Annotated in this window: 36 protein-coding genes and 1 pseudogene; 6 read left to right on the plus strand and 31 right to left on the minus strand. The window is 68.0% G+C overall.

Annotated elements, in window-relative coordinates; translation table 11 throughout:
• Window positions 1-2 precede the first annotated feature (2 nt).
• Genes IEZ07_RS28090 through IEZ07_RS28100 form a run of 3 tightly spaced genes read right to left on the minus strand, consistent with a single transcriptional unit; the run spans window position 3 to window position 1,932 of the window.
• Window positions 3-263 (minus strand): hypothetical protein, encoded by a 261-nt coding sequence (locus IEZ07_RS28090; protein WP_191897520.1) that lies wholly within the window; start codon window positions 261-263, stop codon window positions 3-5.
• Window positions 264-284: 21 nt separating this feature from the next.
• Window positions 285-575: a hypothetical protein gene (locus IEZ07_RS28095; RefSeq protein ID WP_191897521.1), complete on the minus strand. Its 291-nt coding sequence runs from the start codon at window positions 573-575 to the stop codon at window positions 285-287.
• A 16-nt stretch (window positions 576-591) separates the two neighbouring features.
• Complete coding sequence (locus IEZ07_RS28100; protein WP_191897522.1) at window positions 592-1,932, minus strand: hypothetical protein; 1,341 nt, start codon at window positions 1,930-1,932, stop codon at window positions 592-594.
• A 281-nt stretch (window positions 1,933-2,213) separates the two neighbouring features.
• Between IEZ07_RS28100 and IEZ07_RS28105 the strand changes: the two genes are divergently transcribed.
• Complete coding sequence (locus tag IEZ07_RS28105) at window positions 2,214-3,596, plus strand: hypothetical protein (protein WP_191897523.1); 1,383 nt, start codon at window positions 2,214-2,216, stop codon at window positions 3,594-3,596.
• Window positions 3,597-3,743: 147 nt separating this feature from the next.
• On the opposite strand, the gene IEZ07_RS28110 is transcribed toward IEZ07_RS28105, so the two are convergent.
• The 3 genes from IEZ07_RS28110 to IEZ07_RS28120 all read right to left on the minus strand — a co-directional run bounded on the left by IEZ07_RS28110 (window position 3,744) and on the right by IEZ07_RS28120 (window position 6,077).
• Complete coding sequence (locus IEZ07_RS28110) at window positions 3,744-4,211, minus strand: hypothetical protein (RefSeq protein ID WP_191897524.1); 468 nt, start codon at window positions 4,209-4,211, stop codon at window positions 3,744-3,746.
• Between the two features lie 166 nt (window positions 4,212-4,377).
• Window positions 4,378-5,661, minus strand: a complete 1,284-nt coding sequence (locus IEZ07_RS28115; RefSeq protein ID WP_191897525.1) for a PBSX family phage terminase large subunit — start codon at window positions 5,659-5,661, stop codon at window positions 4,378-4,380.
• Window positions 5,658-6,077, minus strand: a complete 420-nt coding sequence (locus IEZ07_RS28120; RefSeq protein WP_191897526.1) for a hypothetical protein — start codon at window positions 6,075-6,077, stop codon at window positions 5,658-5,660. The genes IEZ07_RS28115 and IEZ07_RS28120 overlap by 4 nt, the downstream gene beginning before the upstream one ends.
• Window positions 6,078-6,202: 125 nt before the next feature.
• On the opposite strand from IEZ07_RS28120, the gene IEZ07_RS28125 reads away from it, so the two are divergent.
• Window positions 6,203-6,679 (plus strand): ASCH domain-containing protein, encoded by a 477-nt coding sequence (locus IEZ07_RS28125; RefSeq protein ID WP_191897527.1) that lies wholly within the window; start codon window positions 6,203-6,205, stop codon window positions 6,677-6,679.
• Here IEZ07_RS28125 and IEZ07_RS28130 read toward each other — a convergent pair.
• A complete protein-coding gene (locus IEZ07_RS28130; RefSeq protein ID WP_191897528.1) occupies window positions 6,644-7,774 on the minus strand; it encodes a GNAT family N-acetyltransferase in 1,131 nt (376 codons plus the stop codon). The genes IEZ07_RS28125 and IEZ07_RS28130 overlap by 36 nt on opposite strands.
• Between IEZ07_RS28130 and IEZ07_RS28135 the strand changes: the two genes are divergently transcribed.
• Window positions 7,758-8,009 carry a hypothetical protein gene (locus IEZ07_RS28135; protein ID WP_191897529.1) on the plus strand — a complete coding sequence of 84 codons (252 nt, stop codon included), beginning with the start codon at window positions 7,758-7,760 and terminating at the stop codon, window positions 8,007-8,009. The genes IEZ07_RS28130 and IEZ07_RS28135 overlap by 17 nt on opposite strands.
• Before the next feature lie 3 nt (window positions 8,010-8,012).
• On the opposite strand, the gene IEZ07_RS28140 is transcribed toward IEZ07_RS28135, so the two are convergent.
• From IEZ07_RS28140 to IEZ07_RS28150, 3 genes are all read right to left on the minus strand, one after another.
• Complete coding sequence (locus IEZ07_RS28140; protein ID WP_191897530.1) at window positions 8,013-8,465, minus strand: hypothetical protein; 453 nt, start codon at window positions 8,463-8,465, stop codon at window positions 8,013-8,015.
• Window positions 8,466-8,555: 90 nt separating this feature from the next.
• The gene (locus tag IEZ07_RS28145; protein WP_191897531.1) at window positions 8,556-8,729 is read right to left on the minus strand and encodes a hypothetical protein; all 174 of its coding nucleotides are present in this window, start codon (window positions 8,727-8,729) and stop codon (window positions 8,556-8,558) included.
• 37 nt (window positions 8,730-8,766) lie between these two features.
• Entirely contained in the window at window positions 8,767-9,423 is a 657-nt protein-coding gene (locus IEZ07_RS28150) for a ParB N-terminal domain-containing protein (RefSeq protein ID WP_191897532.1), read from the minus strand.
• 62 nt (window positions 9,424-9,485) lie between these two features.
• Between IEZ07_RS28150 and IEZ07_RS28155 the strand changes: the two genes are divergently transcribed.
• Window positions 9,486-9,830 (plus strand): PadR family transcriptional regulator, encoded by a 345-nt coding sequence (locus tag IEZ07_RS28155; protein WP_239320863.1) that lies wholly within the window; start codon window positions 9,486-9,488, stop codon window positions 9,828-9,830.
• Window positions 9,827-10,708 carry a hypothetical protein gene (locus IEZ07_RS28160; protein ID WP_191897533.1) on the plus strand — a complete coding sequence of 294 codons (882 nt, stop codon included), beginning with the start codon at window positions 9,827-9,829 and terminating at the stop codon, window positions 10,706-10,708. Before IEZ07_RS28155 ends, IEZ07_RS28160 begins: the two co-directional genes overlap by 4 nt.
• A gap of 116 nt (window positions 10,709-10,824) precedes the next feature.
• Here the strand turns inward: IEZ07_RS28160 and IEZ07_RS28165 are convergent, their stop codons facing one another.
• The 7 genes from IEZ07_RS28165 to IEZ07_RS28195 all read right to left on the minus strand — a co-directional run bounded on the left by IEZ07_RS28165 (window position 10,825) and on the right by IEZ07_RS28195 (window position 14,752).
• Window positions 10,825-11,193 (minus strand): hypothetical protein, encoded by a 369-nt coding sequence (locus IEZ07_RS28165; protein ID WP_191897534.1) that lies wholly within the window; start codon window positions 11,191-11,193, stop codon window positions 10,825-10,827.
• Window positions 11,194-11,475: a helix-turn-helix domain-containing protein gene (locus tag IEZ07_RS28170; protein WP_191897535.1), complete on the minus strand. Its 282-nt coding sequence runs from the start codon at window positions 11,473-11,475 to the stop codon at window positions 11,194-11,196.
• A gap of 34 nt (window positions 11,476-11,509) precedes the next feature.
• Window positions 11,510-11,743 carry a helix-turn-helix transcriptional regulator gene (locus IEZ07_RS28175; RefSeq protein WP_191897536.1) on the minus strand — a complete coding sequence of 78 codons (234 nt, stop codon included), beginning with the start codon at window positions 11,741-11,743 and terminating at the stop codon, window positions 11,510-11,512.
• A 1,192-nt stretch (window positions 11,744-12,935) separates the two neighbouring features.
• Complete coding sequence (locus IEZ07_RS28180; RefSeq protein ID WP_191897537.1) at window positions 12,936-13,310, minus strand: hypothetical protein; 375 nt, start codon at window positions 13,308-13,310, stop codon at window positions 12,936-12,938.
• A gap of 77 nt (window positions 13,311-13,387) precedes the next feature.
• Entirely contained in the window at window positions 13,388-13,786 is a 399-nt protein-coding gene (locus IEZ07_RS28185; protein ID WP_191897538.1) for a hypothetical protein, read from the minus strand.
• 61 nt (window positions 13,787-13,847) lie between these two features.
• Complete coding sequence (locus tag IEZ07_RS28190; RefSeq protein WP_191897539.1) at window positions 13,848-14,408, minus strand: hypothetical protein; 561 nt, start codon at window positions 14,406-14,408, stop codon at window positions 13,848-13,850.
• A gap of 62 nt (window positions 14,409-14,470) precedes the next feature.
• The gene (locus IEZ07_RS28195; RefSeq protein ID WP_191897540.1) at window positions 14,471-14,752 is read right to left on the minus strand and encodes a hypothetical protein; all 282 of its coding nucleotides are present in this window, start codon (window positions 14,750-14,752) and stop codon (window positions 14,471-14,473) included.
• 46 nt (window positions 14,753-14,798) lie between these two features.
• On the opposite strand from IEZ07_RS28195, the gene IEZ07_RS28200 reads away from it, so the two are divergent.
• Window positions 14,799-14,975: a hypothetical protein gene (locus IEZ07_RS28200; protein WP_191897541.1), complete on the plus strand. Its 177-nt coding sequence runs from the start codon at window positions 14,799-14,801 to the stop codon at window positions 14,973-14,975.
• Between the two features lie 711 nt (window positions 14,976-15,686).
• Here the strand turns inward: IEZ07_RS28200 and IEZ07_RS28205 are convergent.
• From IEZ07_RS28205 to IEZ07_RS28275, 14 genes and pseudogenes are all read right to left on the minus strand, one after another.
• Window positions 15,687-16,004, minus strand: coding sequence for a hypothetical protein (locus IEZ07_RS28205; RefSeq protein ID WP_191897542.1), 318 nt, complete (start codon window positions 16,002-16,004; stop codon window positions 15,687-15,689).
• A 32-nt stretch (window positions 16,005-16,036) separates the two neighbouring features.
• Window positions 16,037-16,189, minus strand: a pseudogene (locus tag IEZ07_RS36000) (DnaJ domain-containing protein); the annotation flags it as partial.
• 385 nt (window positions 16,190-16,574) lie between these two features.
• On the minus strand, window positions 16,575-17,414 hold the full coding sequence (locus IEZ07_RS28215) for a hypothetical protein (protein WP_191897543.1): 840 nt from the start codon (window positions 17,412-17,414) through the stop codon (window positions 16,575-16,577).
• 132 nt (window positions 17,415-17,546) lie between these two features.
• Complete coding sequence (locus tag IEZ07_RS28220) at window positions 17,547-17,858, minus strand: hypothetical protein (protein ID WP_191897544.1); 312 nt, start codon at window positions 17,856-17,858, stop codon at window positions 17,547-17,549.
• Window positions 17,845-18,282 (minus strand): SLOG family protein, encoded by a 438-nt coding sequence (locus tag IEZ07_RS28225; RefSeq protein WP_191897545.1) that lies wholly within the window; start codon window positions 18,280-18,282, stop codon window positions 17,845-17,847. Before IEZ07_RS28225 ends, IEZ07_RS28220 begins: the two co-directional genes overlap by 14 nt.
• On the minus strand, window positions 18,275-18,517 hold the full coding sequence (locus IEZ07_RS28230) for a hypothetical protein (protein ID WP_191897546.1): 243 nt from the start codon (window positions 18,515-18,517) through the stop codon (window positions 18,275-18,277). The genes IEZ07_RS28225 and IEZ07_RS28230 overlap by 8 nt, the downstream gene beginning before the upstream one ends.
• Window positions 18,514-19,065, minus strand: a complete 552-nt coding sequence (locus IEZ07_RS28235) for a hypothetical protein (RefSeq protein WP_191897547.1) — start codon at window positions 19,063-19,065, stop codon at window positions 18,514-18,516. The genes IEZ07_RS28230 and IEZ07_RS28235 overlap by 4 nt, the downstream gene beginning before the upstream one ends.
• A 139-nt stretch (window positions 19,066-19,204) precedes the next feature.
• Complete coding sequence (locus IEZ07_RS28240) at window positions 19,205-20,074, minus strand: hypothetical protein (RefSeq protein WP_191897548.1); 870 nt, start codon at window positions 20,072-20,074, stop codon at window positions 19,205-19,207.
• Window positions 20,075-20,167: 93 nt separating this feature from the next.
• On the minus strand, window positions 20,168-21,259 hold the full coding sequence (locus IEZ07_RS28250; RefSeq protein WP_191897550.1) for a hypothetical protein: 1,092 nt from the start codon (window positions 21,257-21,259) through the stop codon (window positions 20,168-20,170).
• Entirely contained in the window at window positions 21,256-21,600 is a 345-nt protein-coding gene (locus IEZ07_RS28255) for a hypothetical protein (protein WP_191897551.1), read from the minus strand. Before IEZ07_RS28255 ends, IEZ07_RS28250 begins: the two co-directional genes overlap by 4 nt.
• 182 nt (window positions 21,601-21,782) lie before the next feature.
• Window positions 21,783-22,118 (minus strand): helix-turn-helix domain-containing protein, encoded by a 336-nt coding sequence (locus tag IEZ07_RS28260; protein WP_191897552.1) that lies wholly within the window; start codon window positions 22,116-22,118, stop codon window positions 21,783-21,785.
• Window positions 22,115-22,309 carry a hypothetical protein gene (locus IEZ07_RS28265; protein WP_191897553.1) on the minus strand — a complete coding sequence of 65 codons (195 nt, stop codon included), beginning with the start codon at window positions 22,307-22,309 and terminating at the stop codon, window positions 22,115-22,117. The genes IEZ07_RS28260 and IEZ07_RS28265 overlap by 4 nt, the downstream gene beginning before the upstream one ends.
• Window positions 22,306-22,788 carry a RusA family crossover junction endodeoxyribonuclease gene (locus IEZ07_RS28270; RefSeq protein ID WP_191897554.1) on the minus strand — a complete coding sequence of 161 codons (483 nt, stop codon included), beginning with the start codon at window positions 22,786-22,788 and terminating at the stop codon, window positions 22,306-22,308. The genes IEZ07_RS28265 and IEZ07_RS28270 overlap by 4 nt, the downstream gene beginning before the upstream one ends.
• Complete coding sequence (locus tag IEZ07_RS28275) at window positions 22,778-22,996, minus strand: hypothetical protein (protein ID WP_191897555.1); 219 nt, start codon at window positions 22,994-22,996, stop codon at window positions 22,778-22,780. The genes IEZ07_RS28270 and IEZ07_RS28275 overlap by 11 nt, the downstream gene beginning before the upstream one ends.
• Window positions 22,997-23,052 lie beyond the last annotated feature (56 nt).

Below are 23,052 nucleotides of genomic sequence, written 5' to 3' on the forward strand. Positions count from 1 at the left end.
CGTCATGAGCGCTCCGGCCAGTGCCAAGTGCCGGGTGTCTGGCCGGGGCCGACGTTGAACTCGGCGAAGCCGCCCCGCGCGTGACCGGGCGAGAACACCCACAGATGCACGTGGAACTCGCTGTCGAGGCCGGGCAGCGCCCCGACGCGCACACCCTCGGGGTCGAGCGTCTCGACGTCGGCGGTGACGATCGCGGCCCGCAGCGCGTGCAAGCCCTGCTTGCCTCGGTAGCGGACGATGCGGCCCGTGGCGGGTCGTTGCATGAGGGAACCCCTTTTCTGCTCTCAGGTGATGGGGACCAGGCCGCCCGGCAGCACGGGACGTTCGACGGGGCCGGTGATGCGGGCCCACGCCTGGTAGGTGCCGTCCGTCAGCGGCGAGTCGGTGTCCGGGCCGATGAGGATCCGCGCTTCGGCTCCTCGCGGGCCGGTGCTGTGCCAGAGCGCGGGCCGCCACTGCGCTTCCGTGGGCTCCACGTTCGGCGTTGTGAACGCGATCTCCACGCCTTCGGCTCCGGTCGCGCCCTCCACGAAGACGTACACGTATTCGCGGGACAGCGACGAAATGGGCTCCACCCGGGGGCCCTCCTCCCTATGTGGTGGGTGACCCGGCGGACCAGGCCCGCCGCATCCGGGTGATCCGCCAGGTCCGGTAGAGCGCAGCGACGCGCAGCGTCCGGGTCCGGTAGATGACCGCGACGGCCGAAGCGGTCTCGGTGGCCGGGCCGAGCGGAGTGACGAGCGCGGGTCCCTGCCACGCGGGCTGGGCCGCGCTGAGCTCCACGACGCGTCGTGCCGCGCGGATCTTCACCGCGGTGATGGGCCGCGCTGTGGCCGGTTCGGTGAGCAGGGCGAGCGGACGCGCCTTGGAGCGTCGCGCGGGCTGCGGGCCGCTGGTCTCGGCGGCGCCGCTGACCGGGAGCGTCTTGGTCGGCTGGATCGGGGCCGCGCTGCCGGTCTCGGCTGCGGTCCAGATCTTCAGGTCCCAGCGGATCCCGGAGACGGTGTCGTTCTCGGCGGCGCGGCCGACCGGCCGTGCCAACGCTCGCGCTACGGATCGTGCGGTCCCCGCCTCGGCGGCGCTGCCGACGGTTCTGGTCTTCGTGCGCCGCACCGGCTGGCCGGTGCCTGTCTCCGTGGCCGTTGACGCCGGCACGGGTCGGCGGACCGTGCGCGCGGCGTCGGTCTCGACGGCCTGGCCGACGACGCCTTCGAGACGGGGGAACGCCGAGCCGAGTTTCGTATCGCTGACGGCGAGGTTGTCCAGCAGCCAGTAGCCGCCGCTGTCGCGCCGCAGGTGAAACTCAGCGGTCTCGGGCTTTCCCCCGGGCCATACCGTGCTCGGCGAGATGACATAGCTGTCGTGGGAGGAGGAGTCCGCGGTGCGGTACAGCCACATCTCCACGGTGCCGTTGCCATTCGCGGCGATGGTGTAGCGCAGCTCCACGCGCACCCATGTGCCGACCGGGACCGACGCGGTGAGTTCCGTGAGGTAGTTGTCGGCCAACCCGCTGTACGCAGCGATGAAGCCGTCTTGGAAGATCCATACTCCGGCGACGATGCCGGTGGGGCCGAGGAGCACGAACAACCGCTGAGGATTGGCGACGTTCGTGACCAGCTTCATGTAGAGCCGGACGCAGAACACGTTCCCCGGCTGGGCGACATCGGACCAGTCCAGGTGAGTGTCAGCGTCCACCGTGAGGTTGACCGCTGACAGTTGCCCACCGATGGAGGTGAAGTGCGTGTCGGTGTAGCGCGGGCTCCCGACGATGCTGGTGAACGCATCGCCGCTGGAACCACCGGAGTTCGCGACCGTGATGACCGCTCCGCGGCTACCGCCGTTGAAGTTATTCCGGCGGACCGCCATGCCTTCCTCCTCCTGCCGGTAAGTCAGGTCGCGCGATGCACCCGGTACGGCGAGCGGACCGCCCACCGCCGCCGGGTGCGGGTGATCCGCATCCGCGCGCCCGGCAGGCCGTAGCACCTACTGCGACTTCCGCGAAATGACCATTGAATGGTCTTGATGAATGAGAGACTCATGATGCGTCTGGGACGGAAACATTTTGGTGTCCCATTTCGTCCAACCTGTGAAGGCATTCTTATTCATGCATGCATCGGATGATCTATAATTGCATTATTGGTGCATCCATAAGTCGTAGGGAAATTCCCCGAGAAGTGGCCACCGAGGCGCTCGGCGGGCGTACCATGACACGTATGGAGATGTCGCCGCACGCCCGACGCGATGCCAACAAAAGAGGCTGGTATTTTTCCCCTACCGATGGCGGAATTGAACATTCGGTAAATAGCAAGTCTTTCCGGGACAGCTTGATCTTCCATCTCCTGTTCGAGCCCGCTCCACTGGTTATAACAGACGTATTTTTCTTTAACTGTCGTTACCTGATTGAGCATCTCGAAGGTTCCGAGTATCCCATATTTCTACGTGCATTGAAATCTGGATTGATTACACCGGCATTTCGTTCGAGCTCTACGGAGACTTTTTCTCAGAGCTTGAATGAGATAGGTGGACAAGGAATACTCGGGATCGAGCAGAATCAGTATAAATTCAGCCCGCAGAGCCTAGCTGAGCGTTTGGACAGCGCGTTCGACGCATCACTGGGAGACGGCCCGATTATTTGGCCGGAGAATATGGGTAGCGCGTTTGCCGAACTAGCTCATCATGTGTTCATCGAACAGGAAGAGTTACTGGTAGAAGATCAAAATCTCGCTGCCATATGGCAGAGGATCGAACCGTTCCGTACGGAGTGCTTGGAGGAAGCGCGCCGTACAACCAGCATCCTCGGTGGTGATGGCATCAGGCGAGCCGAGATATTTGACGCAGTAGGCAGAAAGCTGGGGATTCTGTCGGCTGGCGAAAAACTAGGTAAGCCTCGAGATCTACTGAGGGCGGTCAAAAGTACTGATGGGATTCGCCCTTTTCCCTTGCATGGAGACATCGAACTGTTCGTTGATGCGGTGAATCTCTGCTATCAGCAGAGCCAGGCTAGTAAGTTTGGTTGCGGCCACAACATTCCAGGAGCGCTAGCCCATCATGCAATCCCCCTGCTTCCCCGATCATCAAGTGTGGCGATGGAGGAAAATGCTATAACTTTTCAAACTAGAGTTAACCTGCCATCTTTTGCCACCCTGGAGAGAGCGGACAGTGGAGAGCTTATCGCTATCCGCGAGAGCGATCCGGCTCAGCAGTACTTCGACATGCGATCGGCTTGGGCAAAGGATCCTTCGTCCGATCGCGAGGCGATGCTGAAAAAATCCATCCATGAGTATGCGAAAGCGCTACGCAAAGTAGCGAAAGGCCCTCAACGGTCGACAATGATCGGCGCTATACGGCTGGTCGCCCGACCTGGTGCTGAAAGTGTAGGAGCCATTATAGGTGCTGCCCTCGGTGCTGCCGTCGGAACTTCTGCCGCTCCTGGTCTTTTCGGGGCTGCTGTAGGCGCCGCTGTCGGAGGGTCTGGAACGTTCCTTGTTAAGGCTTTCCAGGAGCTTCGCCCTGGTCCGCGCGCATCGACCCGCAAGCAGGACATAAGGATTGAAAGTGTTTTCGAAACGCCGGACCTGAACATTCCTTTCTCATGAAAAGAAAGCCTTTTCATCGTCTGCGAGTCTCCGAGCAGGGACCCGATGATTAGATTCCCTTCATAAGGGAGTCCGGCCGCAGCATGGGCTATCACCTCCGAGTACTCGGAGGTGATAGCCCATGCTGCATTGTTCGTAGCGTTTCAGCTAGGCTGCGCGGTAGAACCCGGCGGCGTCGATCTGTGCGACGATGTTGGAGCCGTCCGGCGTGATCGTGAAGTCGTGCGCGGTCATGGGGATGATCGCCGAGTCCGGGGAGGCGGACGCAGGCCGGTAGGCGATGACGAGCTTGCCCCAGTTGCTGCCCGCCTGCACGGCTGTCCACGTCTGGTCGGGGATGTCGAGGTCCATGCGGTCGTTGGTGTCGTCCGGGGTGAGCGCGGCCAGGTCGGCGGCGGTCAGGACATTACGGGCGTAGCCGCTGTTGGTGGCTTCGTCGGTCGCGCCGGACAGGATGTCGGCGAGGGTGTCCTTGTCCTGCAGGACGGTGTCGGCTTCCAGGTTGGCGACAGCGAGAGCGACCACGAGCAGCGCGGAGTTGGCCGGGTCGGAGTTCTTGACGCGCCAGTACAGTTCGGCGGCGCGCCCCTTCGCAATGTTGAAAACGAAATCCATTTTCATTCCTCCGGGGGAGACGAGCCAGCGGGCAGGCGAAGAGGTCGTGGCCCGCCGCCGCCCCTCAACAGCGGCGGGCCACGACCGGATCGGCGCTCAACGCGCGCACGGGGAAGGGCGCGCGGAGCAGCACCGCCCCGGCGCTAGGCCGGGACGGGTCGGGAGGTCAGTACGACGGAACGGGCTCCAGCAGCGGCTGCCAGGCCGGCAGCGTGGTGTGGAGGATGTAGCGGCTCGCGTCCAGGCTGTGGTCATCGACCTTCGTGGGCGCGTCGTCGCCCTTCTCGGCCTTGCGGTCGTCCCACGAGTAGGACCCGACCTCGCCGAGCCAGCCCGCGCAGGAGCGGTGGACCCGGAGCTGGTCGGCCGCCATGAGGTTGCTCATGGTGCGGATGCCGTCCAGCACGGAGTTGTCGCCGAGCTGTGGCAGGACCCCGTCGTGGGAGAGCTGCGTGACGAAGCTCGCCGCGCTGGGGTCGACGATCACGTACTCGGGCCGGACCCCGCGGGTTCCGACCCCGTAAGCGTCCGGGATGTTGTCGAGCCAGTCGACCAGCCGCTTGGAGTATTCGGCATCGGTGAGCTGACGCCGCTCCGCGCGGGAGTCCCACCGGAACTCCGACGCCAGATACAGGCGGCGCTGCCCCTCGTGGTCGGGGACGGACACGCCGGCCAGCAGCGCGGCGAACGGGTTGACCGTGCCGTAGTCGACGCCGACGCCGAGCCAGCGTTCCATCAACGGCAGCGAGTCGACCACGTGGCGGTCCGGGTCCCACATGTCGAAGACCGCGCCCTCGGCCATGCACCACTCGCCGAGGACGTACCGGCGGTACCAGAGCCCGGAATACTCGGCCTTGAGGTTGGCGACGTAGACCGGGTCCAACGCGGGGTTGTCGTCCAAGACGAAGTGCCAGAACCGCAGGTCGAGCTCGCGGTGCCGCAGCAGGAACCGCTTGCGCAGCCAGTGGTTGGGAGCGTCGGGGTTGGTCGTGCAGAAAATCTTCGCGCCGGACACCGAGCAGCGGGCCAGGAGCTGGTCGAAGAACGTCTCCGGGATCAGCGTCGCCTCGTCCACGTACGCACCCGCGCAGGTGAGGCCCCGCAGGCGGGACTCGGCGCGCACGTCGTTCGCGGAGATGATCTCCACGCGGCGGCCGAGGATGTTCGCCGTCGGGTTGCCGCGCGTGTGGAAGATGCGCCTGGCCACCGGCCCGGTCAGGCTCGGATCCATGAGCGGCTCGAAGACGTTGCGGCTGATGGTGTCGCCGGTCTTGCCGACGATGACCAGGTGCCCGCCCCGGGGAGCGGTCACCACGTACATCAGCCACCGCAGCAGGGACGCGATGGTCTTGCCGGAGCGGACCGAGCCGGTCCAGATGTTGATGCGGGCCGTGGACTCGGCGATGCTGCGCTCTTGGGCGGGCGAGAGTCGTACGACGCCCAGGCTCACGTGCGCGTCTCCTCGACCTCGATCGCGTCGACCTCGACCGCGGGCGTGCCCTGGGTGAGGGCGCCCGGGTGGCGGGACTGCAGCTCGGAGAACAGGGTGCCGAGCAGGGAGACGAGGTCGCCGTCGCCGGAGCCGTTGCGGTTGATGAGGTCCAGGCCGAGCAGGCCGCAGCGGCGCTTGATGATGCGCTCGGCGGCTTCGACGGCCTTGACGTCACCGTCGAGCGCAGCGGGCCAGACCGAGGCCATGAGCCGGTCGAGGCGGTCGACCTCCAGCTTCAGCAGTTCCTCGGCGGACTCCTGCTCCTCCTTCATCGCCTTGGCCAGGGCCCGCTTGATGTCCTGGCAGACCGCGCTGCGGCTGGAGTAGCCGAGTTGTTTGGCGATGGTTTCGTAGTTGATTCCGGCCAGACGCATTTGAATGGCCTTTGCGCGACGTTCGGATACGGGGATGAGTTTCGCTGCACCGACACCCATGAGGGATCCCCATTCAAGATCAACTAGCGTTCCCCAAGATCATTGACATGCGCTACCCTGCACTTATGCAGCAAGCGAAAATGATCACCGTTAAACAACCCTGGGCGTGGGCGATAATCCACGGCGACCCCGAAAAGCCCCACGGACGAAAGGACATCGAAAACCGGAGCTGGGACCCGAGATACACCGGGACCCTTCTCATCCACGCCGGGAAATCAACCGACCAGCGCGGCTACGACAAACTCGCCGAACTCGGCATCCCCGCGCCGTACGACCTGGAGTTCGGCGTCATCCTCGGCAGCGTCGAGCTGGTCGACGTCGTGCGCGGCCACCCCTCACCCTGGGCGAACCCGCACACCCGCAACTGGGTGCTGACCGAACCGACGCCGGCCACGCGACTCCTCGAAGTACGCGGCAACCAGGGGCTTCTCGCGCCGCCGCCCGACTGGAGGCGGGCCTTCACCGACACCGACCCGGAAACGAAAACGATCTTCGATCTGCTCGCGTCACCGATCCGGGCGCCGAGGCACGTATTCAAATGACACCGTCCCGAGACGGCGGGGATTCAACGTGTCGGCGTGCATGTGCTTCCACGAACTCGTCGTGCCGAGCGTTTTATCTTGCCCGACCATCCGCCACCTCGGCGACCGCGACCGGTAAGCGATGAGCGCCGGATGGCTCATCACCGCACGGAGCCGGTACCCCTGCCCATAAAGGTGCTGCCCGACCCATTCAGTGAGCTTCCCACCGATGGAAAGCCCTTGATAATCGGGCAGCACCACCGTGCGATGCGCCATTTTAATGGTCTTCGTTTTCGGATGCGGAAAATGCCGGTACGACGTGAACGCCACCAGTTCTCCATTGATGAACCCGCCGAAGCATTTCGCGGCCCGGTGCAGGCTGCCCGTCAGATAGTGATGACGTGCAAACAGGGGCCAGACAGCGCGGTCCACCGGCCGGACCTCAAGCTGGAGCTGGGGCCGGGGTTGAACCTGCCTCCAGCGGAACTCGGAGGCCGCCACGTCCAGCACCCAATCCGGCTGCAGCCAGTCCAGCACGTCGTAGTGACAGGTCACCGCGACGAACTGCCGCCCGCGCCGCCGGACCGTCTTCGCCACCGCGTGCGAGGCGACCTGCCGGTCCACCACGGACGTGAACTCGTCCACGACGACCAGGCCCTCGGCCTCGGCCAGCGCCCGCGCCATCGACGCGCGGAACGCCTCCCCGTTGCTCAGGGTCGCGTACGGCCGCAGCCACGCCGGCGGGCTGGACAGGCCGACCGCGCCGAGCAGCGCCACGATGTCCTTGATGGACATGCCGCGCGGGAAGTCGTCCACCAGCGCCCGATCCGTCCACGCCTGCTCCCCGGCGACCCGGCCCGGCCACAGATGCCGCGCCAGCGTCGACTTTCCGGCGCCGGACGGGCCGACCACCAGGCCGACGCTCCACGGCTTGTCCTCCACCGGCACGTCGATCGCCCACGAGCTGGTGAGCTTCTCCTCGATCGGCACATCGAACATGCCTTGCAACTGCAGGACCCTCGCGGATCGCTGCACCGGCGACGACAATGTGATCTCAGCGCGCACGCGTTCGCCTGTCCTTTCCCCTATGAGGAGCCTGATGACCAGCAGCAGCACGCCCGACCCGAGCGAGGACATCGCCGCGGCGTTCACCCGCTTGACCAAGTCGTTCGCTTCGGTGAGCCGGACCCTCGCTGCGCAGAACGCGATGGGCTGGGCCTACCAGGGCAACCTCGCCCGCCTGGAGGAGGTCCTGGCCCGCATGGACGCCGAGCAGGTGCGCGGCCTCAGCGCGGCCGCCGCGTTGCTGGAGGGTGCCGCGGACGCCGAGCTGGCGCGGCGGACAGCGTAATCCTTATCTCTTCTTCGCAAGCGCCCAATGATGCGACAGACTCGGCCACCAGCTCGGATTCTCTCGAACTAGTTGCCTAAGTACGGGGCTATTTTCCATGTGAGTTGAGAAGGAGCTCCAGCTATACCAGGCGTCTCTACCTCGCAGCTTCTGCGCCGTCATCAATCCGTAGTCCAAAGTGTCGGCGAGCATGCGAGCGATGGTGAGAACTTCGCCCCGTCTGCGCCGCGATCTGGGACACGCCTTGTTCTCGTAGAAGTAGGCGTGCAGCCATGGCCGCTCAACGATCAGCTGTTCTACCTGGTGAAGCCGCTCGATTCCGCTCACGGCCAGTTCGGCCAGGCTTGCCTCATTGCTTATTTTGGTTTGAGTGGCAAGCTCACGAGTTTGTCTGGCAAGAAATAGGAATGATGCAATCACACCTACAGCACCGAGCGCCTGAACTACCAGCTCCATTGCCGCCCACCCGTCCCAGAGATCGACTATCGCTGTAGATAGAACGATCCGGATAGATGAGCAGTACAACACCGTGCGGTGACAAAGGCATCACCACGCTCGATAGATGCTCTCTACCAGCTCTTCCTGCTTCAAGCCGAAGAACTCCGCAACGGTGAGCTTCGCCGTCTCCTCCGTCACCTCGATCGGCAGCACGGCAGGGACGACGTACCAGCGGTCCCGGGCGGGCAGCCGTACAACGGAAGGAGCGGGGGCGCTGGTCACGGTCCACCACCGTACCGGCCGCCGCGAGCACCCGATCTCACATCAGGGCCCGCACGTTCCAGCCCTCGTCGGTCAGCCGCTCCAGCAGCCCGGCCTGCTGCTCCTCGGTGTCGCAGGTGACGACGATGCCCCACACCGTCGCGCGTTCCTCGGTGGGCGCGTCCCCGGGCTCGGGCAGCTCCTCTTCCCGCTCCATGCCGCCGTCGTCGTCGGTGAAGCTCGGCGGAAGGTCTGCCGCCAGCGCCGCCTCCAGGTCCTCGAGGTCCGCCGCGCTGTAGCCGGTGGAGTCCAGCAGCCGCGCGTCGCTTTCCGCGATGCTGGCCAGCATCTCCGCGAGCACGTCGTCTTCCCAGCCGCCCCGCTCGGAGGTGCGGTTGTTCGCGATCAGGTACGCCTCCGCGTCCGCGTCCGAACGCGACGCCCAGCCCCGCACGATCGGCGCCATCCACGTGCCGTCGTCGGCGGACGTGACGCCCTCCGGCGGATCCGCGCCCTCGGCGGCCATCTCCTCCAGCACCTGGAGGCGGCCGTGGCCGACGACGAGCCGGCCGGTGCGTTCGTCCAGCTCGCCCGCGATGACGCAGCCGAACTCCTCGATGGAGAGGCGGATCCCAGCCAGGTCGTGGGCCTTGGCGTTGCGGACGGCTCGCGGGATGTCCGGCAGGCGGATGTGCTCGACGTAGCGGTTGGGCACGGCGTCTCCTGAAGTTCTCGAATCAAGTCTTTCTCTACCTAGGGGCTTGGTAGAGTTAGATCATGGCTAAGCAACCTGCGCCCCGGATGACGCTGCCCACGCAGCTCGTCTTACGGGCGTTCCTCGAAGACCCCACCCGGGAGATGTACGGCCTGGAGATCTGCCAGACGGCGGGACTAGCCAGCGGCACCATCCATCCGATCCTCGCCCGCTTCGAGGGGCTGGGGTGGCTCGAATCCCGTTGGGAAGAAAACGACCCTCACGAACAAGGACGCCCTCGCCGTCGTTACTATCGCCTTACATCCGATGGTGCTCAGAGCGCACGGATCGCCATGGCTCAAGCTCGCACCAAGGTAAACGGACTGCTGACTGGATTGCGTCACGGGCTTAGTGGTAGCGGCGCATGAATGACGACATTGCTCATAGTCTTCCCTACGATCCTGATTATGTTCATGATCTTAATTTCCTTGAGGCCGTCCAGCTTGCCCATCGCCTGGCAATCGAGCTAAACCGCGAGATCACCCCCGACCTATGCCGAGGAATCGGTCATGTTCGCAGTCTCGCTCGTGGCCTCGTGGCTGATATTGACCATGACATCGACCTTGCTTTCAAAAACATTCACGAAGTCGACGTTTCTCTTCAGAGGCTCTTCCGCCTCAATCCAACATCTGACAGCAATCTCAACGTCCGGAGAAACTTCGCACGCGCTCGCGCCCGCTATCTTCTCCATCAAATCGTCTACACCCACAACCTCGCCAAGCCCGCAATTCCAGCCATAAAGCATGAAGAGGGATATCAAGAAGCTGCAGCGGACGAGAGCGAGGCGTCCATTGATGTAGTTATCACGCCCCTAGCCGAAGGATTGATCGGATTTGTAATTCGCATACTTCCTCGGAAGCACCAAACCCGATACATTGAAGAACTGCATGCCGAGCTCTGGGATCTAGCCGCAGCGAAAGCAACTCGTTCAATGCAGGTGCTGTACGCGGTGCAACAGCTCCGTCGAGTGTGGCAACTGCGTGGTGAACTACAGGCCCCAGGCTGGTGGTGCCCGGCCGACCGGCTGTATCAGGCGACGTGTTGGGTGCTGAAGTCACAGGCCCGGACGTGGGGATTGATCGGCATCATCACGGTCTTGGGGCTGCTTGACGTGGTGGTGCGGCAGGGACCGGGATCTGCGCTCTTCTCGCTTCCTGCTCTCGCCGCGTTCCACCTGGGCGTGGAGTGGGCACGGAAGCGCTTGGGTGTAACAGTCAAGGGCCGCGAAGGGTCCAAGGACGAGTAGCGGTTCAGGTCCTCCGCTCCTCGTTCAGGTGCTCGGCGAGCACGTCCGCGTATGCCTGCTGTTCCGTGCGGGTCAGCCGCGCATCGCGGCGCAGTGCCCGCCACAGCCAGAAGTCCTCAGCGTAGGCAGCGTGGTCGCTGGTGCGCCGTGGGTGCTGGCTCGCCCAGCTCGGCGAGCTGGACGTGCCGGTCCTTGGGGAGGGGGTCCACGACGACGAACGGCCCGTCGTACGGGCGGCCGATCTCCCAGACGGTGGGGTCGAGGTCGCCCTGCGGGGAGGGCCGGCTCCCGCTGCGGGAGCAGGCCACCCAGCGGGCCGACCAGCGGGGCGTGTCGACACCGTCGACGACCGGGCGATGCCCGAGCACGCGGCAGACCAGCAGCAGACGCGGGACGCCCAGCCACCACGAGAGGTCAACCAGCCGGCCCCGCGGCGCGGCCGGCACGTCGGGGTCGGCGAGGTTGTCGTGGGTGTGCCAGCGCATTTACGCCTCGGTCCTGGCCTCGTCCTGCGCCGAGGGCTCGTTGGTGGCCGCGACGAGCAGGTCGTCGAGGGAGCAGCCGAGGACCTGGGCGACGGCCGCGGCGGTGTTGAGGTTCGGGACGGAGCGGCCGACCTCGTAGGAGCGGATCGCCGGGACTCCGAGGCCGGACACCAGCGCGAGGAGTTCCCGGGGGACCCCGGCGGCGGTGCGCAGCTCGTGCAGGCGGGCCCCGGAGAAGACGCGGGCCTGGGCGAAGACGGGGAGGGACGGGATGGTCGTCATGGTGGTTCCTTGTGAGGGAGAAGGGATGGGGCGATTACGGGCGGGGCTCGGTCAGGAGCGCGTCGAGGGTGGTCCCGAGGGCGGCCGCGATGCGGGACGCGACGTTGACCGAGAGGACGGTGTGCCCGTCGAGGTAGGCGTTCACGGTGCCGGTCGAGCGGTGGATGCGCTCGGCGAGCTGCTCGGTGGTGACGTCCGCGGTGAACATCGCGGACGCCAGGGCGCAGCGGGAGAACACCGGGGCGGAGGTGATGACGGCGGTGGACACGAGGGGTCCTTCCTTCGGAGGGGTACGGCCCGCGCCCGGATGGGGGCGGGTGGTGTTCGGCAGGTCCCGGGGCCTTGCGGGGTCGTCCCGGGCCTGCCGACGTTGAGGGTGCCGGGTGAGGAGTTTCCCGGCGGGGAGTTGTCCCTGCTCAGGGGCAGGTGTCGCGCGGAAAGCGTGGTTTGGTATTCGCATTGGCGCGGCGCTAAATGCTTTCGTGTCAACGCGAAAGCGAATGCTTTGATCTGCTTGCGCTGCGGATCGCCAGGGGTGGAGGGCTCGGCGGGCCCCGGTCTGCCGACGTTGAGGGGATGAACGGCTCAGATCCGCAGGGATGATGCCGATGGGCGAGGGTGGCCGCGCGGGTCCGTTCACAGCGTCGCGTGGCCAGGCCGTGAAGCGCGGTGCCCGCCTTGGATCCGGGCGGGTATCCGCGCTGGTCACAGCGGGGGTCCCGTGCGGGGGTGGGGGGTTTGAGGGGGTCTGTGCGGGGTGCGGGACCGTACGGGGTGCGAGGGTCGCGCGGATGATCACGGGACCGTACGGGAGCGCTCAGGACCTCGGGGAGCGCACGGGAACGGGACCGGGTCAGAGTGTCCCCACCCTGCGGACCTGACAGCGTGCGCAAGGGTCAACGGTGAACCCTCGTAAGGTCAACTACCGGGAATGGTCCTTCCCACAAGTTACTAGTGGGTAGAACGACGTTCACCCGTCAACATGAGACCCACTCACGAAACACCCACGCTCAACGCCCAACCGGCGGAGCCCCCCAGGCACACGAACGGCACCCTCCAAAAGGATCACGCACGCTCGTCAAGGTCCGCAACACACTCCCCCAACGAATTTCACCCCGCCACCACCCCAGCACCCAACCGCGGCCCCGGCCGCCCCCGAGCAGCGCGCCGCTCCCGCTCCACCCTGAGCACCACCGCCAACTCCACCCGCCGCCCAACACCCCGCCCCACCACCACAAGACGCCCCTCCCGAACCCACCGCTCCACCGTCCGCACCGACACCCCAGCACGCCCCGCCGCCACCCCAAGATCCACCCAGCCCATAACCACATGATGAGGCAAAACCCGAAACCCACCGCCGACTCCGGCGCGGCCGGCACGGCCGACGGGGGGGGTACCCCCCGTGCCGACACGCGAAAACGCCCCGCCTGCCGTGGCAAGCGGGGCGCTGTCGGCGCGGGCTAGTTGACCGTGACGCGCTGCGCGTTCGCAACGGTCATGGCTGCGTTGAGCGCCTTCAGCGTGGTTGCGATGGCTCCAACGCTGGTCATGTCGGCGTACCCGCGTCCGGTGAGCCTCAGCAGGAGGTCAACCTGTGCGATGGCGGCGCGGGCCGTGATCTTCCGCATGTCGTCCGGCATGCTGTCCACGATCGTCGTGGCGCGGGCGTGGCCGTCCACGTTCAGCGAGAGTGCCACCGTGCCGTCCTCGATCATGCCCACGATGATGCCGTGCGCGATGCCCACAGCGGCCATGATGTCGGTGAACGCGGTAGAGATGACGGCGCTGCTGATCTCGTCGGCGGGGCGGGCGGGCTTGCGGTCCTTGCTGGTCATCTTCTTGGTTCCTCTCTCGGGTGGGGCGGGTGCCCGCTACCGGATGCGGTGCCGCATTCGGTAGCGGGCGGGGTGGGCTATCGGATGACGTAGGGGCGGACCCGGTCGAACGGCAGGACCGGCTTTCCGGCCTGGTAGGCGGTCACCATGTCTCGGAGCTGGTCCATCCGGAGGGCGTAGCCAGCGATGGCGCGGTGTCCGGGGTCCGGGTGGCGTAGAGCGCTGGCGGCGTCCATGAGGGTGCCCAGCGCGATGGCCAGGAACTGGCGGGCAACGGGGTCGGGGTGCCCTTCGGCCAGGGCGGCGACCGTGTGGAACTGGACACGGTCGAAGCGCAGAGCGGCGCGGGTGACGCCGGTCCGCACCGTGGCGGGCAGGTTGTAACCGTAGTCCGCGAGGATGTCGGACACGAGGCGGGCGACGTGCCGCGCGTTGTGGGCGGCGGTCTCGGCGCTGTGCCGGTGCGAGCGGAACATCATCTCTCCGTTTCGGGTGGAGGGGGAGCGCCCCCGCCGGGTGGCGGGGGCGCGGGGGGTGCTACTTCGCAGCGGCGCGGCCGGTCGCCTTGGGGGCGGCGGGGGCGGGCTTGTCCGCCTGAGCGGCCTTGAGAGCGGCCAGCTCGGCGCGGGCGGCCTCAAGGTCGGCCATGGCCTTTGCGGCCTCCTGCTTGATGCGCTCGGCCTCCTGCTTGGCGGCCTCCGCCGCGACCTTCTCGCCGACCTCCCGCATCTTGCCGGGCTTCATGCTGGCGGCAAGCATGTGGTCCTTGGCGATCCCGCCCAGCAGGACCCGGCCCCGGTCGCTGCGGAAGATCCACCGGCCGCCCTTGGCGTCGGTGTAAACGTCCTCCGCCGGGTCGGCGTCGGTCGCCGGAAGCAGGTTGTCCAGAGGGACGGTGTCCTCCTGGAGCTTGCCCTCCACGGCGTAGGTCGCCAGCAGGGCGAAGCTGAGGGCCATGTACCGGGTGGAGCGGGCCAGCTTGCCCGCGACCGCCTCAGCAATCATCGTGACCAGCTCCGCCGGGGCGAAGTTGGTGAGGGGGGCGGCGACGGCCGGGGCGTCGGCGGGGGTGGTGGCGGGGGTGGTGCTGGTGGTCATGACGTGCCTTCCGTGTTGCGTTGGGTTGGGTGCCCCCCGCCGGGTGGCGGGGGGCGAGGGGGTCAGAACTTCAAGGTTTCCGGGGTGCTGCTGGGAGCGGGGGCGGGTGCCTCCGGTCCCTTCCGGCGGGACCTACGGGCCTTGACGGCCCGGTCCAGCAGGACGGCGAACAGTCCGGCGGCGACGATCACCGCGACGATTGCCGCCGCGAGGATCAGCCGGAGCGTGACCGGCATTCCCTCGGAGTCGCCCACGGGGGCGGTCTTGAGTGCGACTGCCGATCCGGCGGGGTCTCCCGTTGCCTGCGTTGCGGTGGGGGTGGCGGTTGCCGTGGGGAACGTCACCGGGGTCTGTTCCGAATGCGGGTCCGCATTCGTTAACCGGGGGTCCGTGCGGGCCGTCCCGTTCGCCACGGGCAGAGCCGCCGGGGCGGTCGGGGTCGAGACCGGGGCGGGAGCCGCCGGTACGGCCGTAGGCGTGGCCGTGACCGTGGCCGTGACCGTGACCGTGGGAGCCGGGGGCGGCGGGGTCGTGGCCTGCGGCGCGGCGGGTGCCTGCGGGACCTGAGCCGCCGGGGCGGCAGGGGCGGCAGGCGGCGCGGGCATGGTGCTGGTCTCCGTGACCGTGACCCGCACGGCGGGAGCGGTCTCCGTGACCGTGGCCGTCACGGTCACCGTGACGACGGGGTCCGGGGACGGCTGTGCCGTGGCTGTGACGTCCGGCGATGGGTCGGGCGCGGGGACGATGTCCGCGCCCGCGCGGGGGCTGTGTGCGGCCGTGAGGGTGAGCGCTGCAAGCGACGCAAGCAACAAACCCACCCCCCGTCCGATCCGTGAAACTGTCATGGGTCAACCATACACCGATCCGTCTTACATGCAAGACGGAATATGATCTCTGTTGGTCGGATTCCCGCACGTACGCGGGCACGGGTGCGCGTACGCGCGTACGCGCGTACGGGGGGCGGGCGGGGGTCGAGTGCCCGAAGTTCATTGCATGTGCAAGCAATTAAGGGGGGTGCCGGCCACAGGGTTACATGCATGTGTAAGCAATTTTCTCAGGGCACCCCGGTTGTGGGTTAGCGCTGATAACCATTTTCACTGTTGATTGAAGCTCTGTAGCGCTCTGTGAAGCTCTGGGGAGTGGGGGGGTCATCCATGTACCAGCGACCCCCCGTTCGCGTCTCAGCGTTGATCTGGGAGCGCTCTAGACGTGCGCAGGTTGCACGTAGTGCGCGCAGTGCGCGTTACGTGCGTAGCGCGTCAGCGACGAGGGAGCCGGTCAGGGGTGGGCGTCGCGGGTCGCGTTGCCGTGGGTGGCGCAGCGCTCTTCGTCGCCCGTCCGGTAGGTCACCCACACGCAGACGGGTTCGGGTTCGGCGGCCAGGCCGGTGCGGGCGTTCTTGGCGCGGGTGTTCTTGATGACGTCGGGGAGGTCTTTGACCGGGGGGCGGACGCCTTCGGCGATGAGGTCGGCGACGTATTCGCGGGCGACGGTCCAGGCGGTGTGGTCGACGGTGAGGCCGCGGAGCCGTTCGTACAGCTCGTGGACGCGGGCGTTCCAGAACGTGTTGAACGGGTCGTCGGGGTCGGTGGCCATGGCGTGGTTCTCCTTCGGGGTCAGCGTCCGCCGGTGAGGGTGGCGTAGGCGCGGGTGACGGCTTTGAACTTCTCGGCGGCGCCCGGGTCGGGGTTGAGGTCGGGGTGGAGCTCGCGGGCCAGGCGCCGGTAGGCGCGGCGGATCTCGGTGGGGTTCGCGCTGCGGGGGATGCCGAGGACGTCGTACGGGCTGGGGGTGCGGGGCCGGGCGGGTGCGGGCCGGCGGGGCGGCGGGGTGGTTCGGGTGCCGGTGCAGGTGATGGCGTGGGCCATCATGCGGGCTTCGCCGGCGACGAGGGGCCGGGCGGTGGTGATGGTGCGGGAGCGCAGGTGTCCGTGGACGTCGCAGTGGACGGCGCGGGTGGCTTTGCTCGCGTGGGGGTGGTTGTTGGTGATGGGTTCGGCGTCGACGGCTTGTTTCTTGCCTGCTTCGGTGATGGTCCAGCGGATGGCCGCTCCGCAGCGGGGGCGGCCGCATCGGGTGAGGGTGGCCTTGCTGAAGTACACCGGTCCTCCTTGCCGGGGGGTGCGGCTGGTGAACGCGGTGGCGCATTCACCAACCGGGGCGGGGTTACGCGTCGGGTCGGGCTTTGCGGTCGCCTGCGCAGGAGGTGCAGGCGCTCGCGGCCTGGTAGGGGTGGCGGGGGCAGCGGTCGCGGCCGGGTGCGGCGCCGGGTCCGGGGGTCGGCAGGTACCGGGTGGGGTCGGCTTCGAGGGCACGCTCGATGTACCGGGCCCGGTATTTCACGTTGCGGCCCCGGGTGAGGATGTCGCGGACGACGCGGTCGGCGTGGTCGGCCGTGATGGGCGTGCGGGTGTGCGGCGTGAGCAGCCGCGTGACGAGACCGGCCAGGTCGTCGTCTCCTTGGTGGTCCCGGTCGTCCGTCCGTCCTCGGCCTGCCCGGTACGGCGAGGTAGTCGAGTGAGATGAGGACTTTGATTGGGTCGGGTCGGGACGGGACGGGACGGGGTTACGAACATCGCCCGAACGTTCCGCGAACGTTCCCGAGATGTTCGGGCGAACATTATTTCCCGTCTCGGCACTCTCATCGGGCATCTCCGCAGGTGGCAGCTCCCTGCTCCTGCGCCGCGCCCGCAACTCACGCATCCGTTTCTGTGCAGCTTCCCGTTCCGCAAGCACGTCCTTAGCGAGCGGGTTGTAATCACCGAAGTCGTGGAAAACGAATCCGTTGTCGACGCGTAACCACAACTTCCGCGTCACCAACTCGTCGGACAGGCACTTCCACTTCCGCTTCGCGAACTCCCGGACGATCTCCTCCGGAACGAACCCGTCCGTCAGGTAGAACGACGCCCACGACCCGGCGCGCGTCCACAACCCGAGCGCGTCCAGGCTCAGCATCACCACCTTCGGGTGGCCGTGCATCCCGTCATCCACCCTGAACCACACCACGCCGCTTCTCCTTCACGCATCACCAGACAGCCGATCGCTGCCGCCGAGGGAAGCAGCACGCCGCCACCGTAGGCGGCCCACCACCGCCCCGTCACCTCCGCCCCGCGCCGATCCGCCGGCCGGGCGGCTCCCTCACCCCCGGAGAACACGCACGTTCCCTCCCTCCTTCACGCCGGGGTGCGCAACATCAGCCAGGACCTCCAGACGGCACCGGTGCCGCCGCCCGGGCGCGGTGTCGCACTCGGGACACCACACCCAGCCGTCCGCGACCTCCCGCACATGGAACTGGCACAGCGGCGTCTCGCCCAGGTGCTCATGCACGCACCCGAGCAGCAGCACCACCACCGCGTCCCGGCTGCACCGCTCCACCCGGCCGCCATCGAGCACGTCCCCGACGACGCAGCTCGGCGCGGCCTCCGTCGTCTCGTTGTCACTGGCCACCACGAACTCCTCCTTGTTCTTCCAGCGTGGGAGCGGGCCGCCGCCACACGCTCATCCCGACGTGCTTGGCGAACGCCGCGGTGCCCGCGGACCCGGTCGAGCCCGGCCGCAGGTAGACGAGCGCACCGCACGGACCTCCCCGCCCGATGATCATCCCGATCATGAACCCGTACCGGGCGGGCCCGGCGGCCTTGCTCAGCTCGGGGATCCGCCACGGCGCGCGGTAGGTCTCCCCCTCGATGTCCCAGCCGCGGGCCCGCCGGTCCGTGACCCACTCCCGGCCGAACGTGTCGACACCCGAGCAGCCGCCCTCCACGAGGAGCATGCTCGGGTGGGCGGCGTGGACCCGGTCGAGGTCGTCCCAGACCGGGCCGGGCCGGACCCCGTCTCGGGGCCCGGCCAGCAGCAGCGTGAACCGCTCACCCACCGGTCACATCCCCGACCGCCAGGCCCCGCTTGGTCAGCCACGTCAGGCAGCGGCGGCACGTCACCTCGGCGTCGACCTCGGTCAGCGTCGACTCGACGGGGCACACCGCCCGCCACACCCCCAGCCGGGGCTTGCCGACCGGCCGGACGACGAGCGGCGCCGCATGGACCACCCCGGTCCACGCTTCCGCTGCGACGAGCTGTCCCGCCCGGCGGCCACGCGCCGGCCTCTTCATGCTCCGCTCCCCTGCTGGTCGGGGGCGGCGACGAGCCGGTAGCCGCGCTTCACGCCGCTCAGCAAGATCCGGGTGGTCGTGCCGCGCATGTCCCGGCAGGAGGTCCGGTCCGCGTCGAGGTGCTCCTGGGTGAAGTCGGCGTTGGTCACCACCGTGGCGTAGGCGTAGCGCTCGTCGGTCTGGTCGATGTGGATCGTGCGGCCCCGGTTGCCGGGGTACCGGTCGGCCCACACCTGCCCGGGACGGACCTCGCCGTGCGCGCGGGCCGGGTGCGCGGCGGCGTAGGCCGCGAGCGCGTCAGGGACCTGCCCGGCGTGGCCGTCGCCGGAGTCGTTCCACTCGACGGCCCGCCACACCCCGGCCAGGGACTCAGCGATGTTCGCGGCGCCCTTGAGCTGCTTGATGACCGCCGTCGTGGCCGAGCGGGCGGCCTCCGCGCCGGGAATGTCCGCCAGCCGGCGGGCCATCTCCTCCAGCTCAACCGGGATCACCACGAGGTCCCGGGCGTGCGCCCGGTCACCGAGGTAGTTGTAGGAGCCGCCGCTCACCGGGCACGCTCCTTGCCGTTGTTCGTCCTGCTCACGGGTGTTCCCTTCTCTCGAGGTCGGTTTCCTTCGGCACCCGGCCCCCGCAGCGAGGGCCGGGTGAGGTCCGTCCGGCCGGGCCCGTGCCTGGCCGGACGGCTGGTCAGCGGGTGTAGCCCTTCAACGCGGCGAACGCCCCACCGAGCGCGTCGAGCTGCCCCTTGTAGTGGTCCCGTTCACCGGTCAGCCGGGCGAGCTCCCGGTCGGCCTCCACGAGCAGCTGCTCGGACTCCTCCCGCCCCTTCTTGGCGTCGGCCAGCTCCCGCTCCAGCGCGTCGGCCTTCACGTCGGCCTTGCTGGCGCGCTGGAGCGCGGCATCCCGTTCGGCCTCGGCCTGCTGGATCTTCTGCAGCACCGTCTGCAGGGTCGCCAGCAGCTCCGCGATGTCGGTGACGGACGCCGAGGCCGTTTCGGGTTCGGTCTCGACGCGCACGGCGGGCGTCGCGGTCTTCGCGGGGGCCGAGGCGGACATGGTCTTCGCCGCGGTGGGCCCGCCGTCGTCGGCGGCTTCCCGCGGCTGTGCACGAGACATGGGCTGTTCACCTTCCAAGCGGATCTGGGCAACGACTTCGGCTTCGCGGTCACGCAGGACCTGCGCGACGGACTCCGCGCCGAGCGGCGCGGTCACGAACAGGACCCCGCCGGAGACCTTCCAGGTGACGCCGTACCGTTCGGCGAGCGCCATGACGAGCGTGATGGGCCAGTTCCGCCCGGCGGCCTCAAGCTGTTCGGGGTCGGTTTCGGTGACCGCGGTGACCATCGGCGGAGGCTGGTCGATCAGCCGCTCGATCTCCCGCCGGTAGTTGTCCAGGTCCGGGCCGGAGTGAGCGCGCGGCGGCAGGAACACCGGCCGTGTCTCGGGCCGGTTCGGGTTGGTGATCTGGTACTTGCCGTTGCGGGTCTGCTTCACGGTGAGCCCTGCCTGCTTGGCGTGCTCAACGAGGTCCCGCACGGCGTCTTTGCCGTTGCTCATGCTGCGTTTCCTTCGGGTGGAGAGGGAGTTGTCCGGCGGCGAGCGCCGCGTTCGGACGGGGTTTCACCAGCGAGGACCTCACCGGAGCGGTCTTCACCGTGGGCGGCGCACCGGTCGGCCCAGGCGCGGCACGCGGTGAACACCGGGCAGTCCCTGCAGATCGCTTTCGCGCGCCGCGGGTCGTTCATCTCGTGGGCGCGGCCGGCGCATGCGGCGTCGTCGCGCCAGGGCTGCCACAGTTCGCGCTTCCAGCCGGGGAAGTACGTCAGCAGCGGGTTCATGCTGGCCTGCCTTCTGGAGACGGTGAGCGCGCAGCGCCGCGTAGACGGCCTGCAGGGACGTGACGGCGGCCTGCCGGGTCAGGCGCCTCTGGTGGCGGGACCGGGCCTTGTCGAGGTAGTCGCGGGTGACGTCGAGCCGTTCGGCGGCCTGCTCGACCGTCAGCCCCTGCGTGGTCATCAGCCAGTCGGAGTCCTCGGCCAAGGCCTGGTCCCGGGAGACGCGCGCCCCGGGATCCGGGCGGGCGTTCGGGTCGTCGATCGTGTCGTCGTCCCACGACATGCCGGTGACATAGCCTCGGCGGGCAGCGAGAGCTTTCGTCCTGTTCACCGATCTCAGGTCGGCTGCCGTTCGGGCCGGAGCTGGCACGTCCCACAGATCGTCGTAGACGTCGCGGACCGCGCGGGCGAGCCGCGCCAGGACGGTCCGGCGGCGGATCATCCGGCTCAGCGCCTCTCCGCTGCTGCCGATCTGGGCTGCGATCCGTGTCATCGACCAGCCTTGCCGCATTAGGGCGTGGACCCGGCGGCGGGTGCCGGTCGCGTCGACCGGCACCCGCCCGGGGAGCTGGTCGAGGGTTGGCCAGAACCCGAGCAGCTTGTCCGCCGTCGACTTCAAGACGGTTCGCGCGGCCGGTTTACCCTCGCTCGGCTTGCCGTACAGGATGTTCTGCATGGTCCCGACGCCGACTCCGGTCATCGAGGCGATCGCTTCGAGACCGAGCTGGGCTTCCTCCTGTAGGAGCCGCAGGTGCGCGCGGACCGGTTCAGCGTCGATCCCCGGTCGCGGCTGCCACTGCCCGTAGGCGATGAGCTGTTTACGGTACCGGCCGTAGATCGTCTTGGAGGGAATGACGGGACGCGAGTCACGCAGGTCAGCGGCGGTCTTGCCGTAAGCGACGGTCATCCGGCGCCTCCGGTTCCCCGGCCGCCGAACCCGCCCCGCGAGATGACCGTCCCCGACCGGGTGGTGATCGTGACGTTGCCCGGTCGAACGGTCGTGCCGCTGTGGACCCGGCCGCCGGCCGAACTTCCGCCGTAGTAGTGGCTGTAGCCGTGGTGGGATCCGCCTTCGCAGTACCGGTCATCGACCACGCGGTAGGAGCCGTCCGGCGCGCGGGAGGCCGTTTCGACGCAGTCGGACACGACGGTCTCCTCGACGGTGCAGGCCGCGAGGACGAGCGCGGACAGGGTGGCCAGGCCGGTCACTTGGATGACGCTGGACGATTTACGAGTGCGGTTCCGCATTCGCTGGTCCTTTCTGGCGGGGGGAGGGGGTGTCATTGCTGGTGGCTCCGGGAGGTCGGGGCGGGCGGGTCGAGGTCGAACAGGGGCGCCTGGTCGTCCGCCGGGGCGGCATCGTGTGCTCCTCGGTGTCGGTACGGGCCGGGCCGGGGAAGGGGTCCCCCCCGGCCCGGCTGATCGGTGCGTTACGCGACTCGGGCGGCCCGCTCACGGGCCTTGATCTCCTGCTCGTAGCTCCAGATCGTGCGCAGGCTCACGCCGAGCTGTGCCGCGGCTTCCGCCTGCGTCGCGCAGTCATCCCGGATCTGCAGGTACCGCTGCAGCCGCATCTCCTTGGCGCGGCGCAGACCTTCGGTGCGGGCCTGCTTGCCCTTCTCCGGGTTCCGCGGCGGCGGCCCACTCTTGGGTTTGCCCGCGCGCAGCCACCGGCTGTAGCAGGCCTCGGTCAGCTCGAACGCGCCCGACGACGAGCCGGGAACGCCGCAGCACCAGCAGACGATGAGCGTGCCTCGGGCTGTCACCGCTCCCCCTCTCGGCTGGAGTCCTGGGCGGGCGCGCCCGGGTCGAGGAGAGCGAAGTAGCCGGGCGCGATGAACGCGGCCGTCCCGAACACCAGCAGCACGATCCCGGTGACCGGGTACTGGGCGTAGGCGAACCACGAGACGGCGCACACGAACACGGTCATCACGACGAACGCCAGCAGCCGGATCACCGCTGCACCTCCGCGACCCGCCAGACGCGGATCACGCACCCGGGCTCGGGCAGCGCGTCCGGGTCGTCGTCCCCGGCGTACAGCTTGCGCGGGTTCCGGTAGGCGATCACGCGGGCGTCGTCGGCCCACACCACCTTCGTCAGGGCGTCCTCGGTCGACCGGACCAGCTTCGACAGGTCCGGGTACGTCGTGTGGTGCGCCCGCTTCACGGTCACGCCCCTCGGCAGGGAGAAGCAGAACTCCACGATCAGCGGCTCATCCAGGACCGTCCAGCCGGGCTTCACCGAGACCGCGGTCTTGGCCGCACGCCGTACCACGTCCCGCCACGGCTTGACCTTGTCGGAGGACTCCTGCATGGCGACGCGGCCAGTGAAGACCCGGGCGGGCCCGCGGCCCTTGTAGATCGGGCGGGCCTTCTTGCTGCCCTGCGGGGCGGGCACTCCGAACGCGGTGATCATGAGGACGGGTTCAGGCATCATTTCGCTTCCAGTGCGGGGGCTCGATCACGAGCCCGTCGAGGTCGGGGTTGAAGGTGGGGTCGGCCAGCTCGGCGAGCGCGACCCGGCGCCGGGCGCGGGTCACATGCAGCCAGGTGTCGGCGAGGACCAGGCCCACGATGAGCGCGATGACCGCGCCGATCAGAGCCAGGAATCCGAGCGGGACGAGCAGCCACAGCGGGATGGTCACCGGCGGCCTCCAAGGAGGTGAGCGAGGCCGGCCACGGCCGCGACCACGAGGGCCAC

Source organism: Planomonospora parontospora (genome assembly GCA_014647935.1).
Classification (GTDB): domain Bacteria; phylum Actinomycetota; class Actinomycetes; order Streptosporangiales; family Streptosporangiaceae; genus Planomonospora; species Planomonospora parontospora.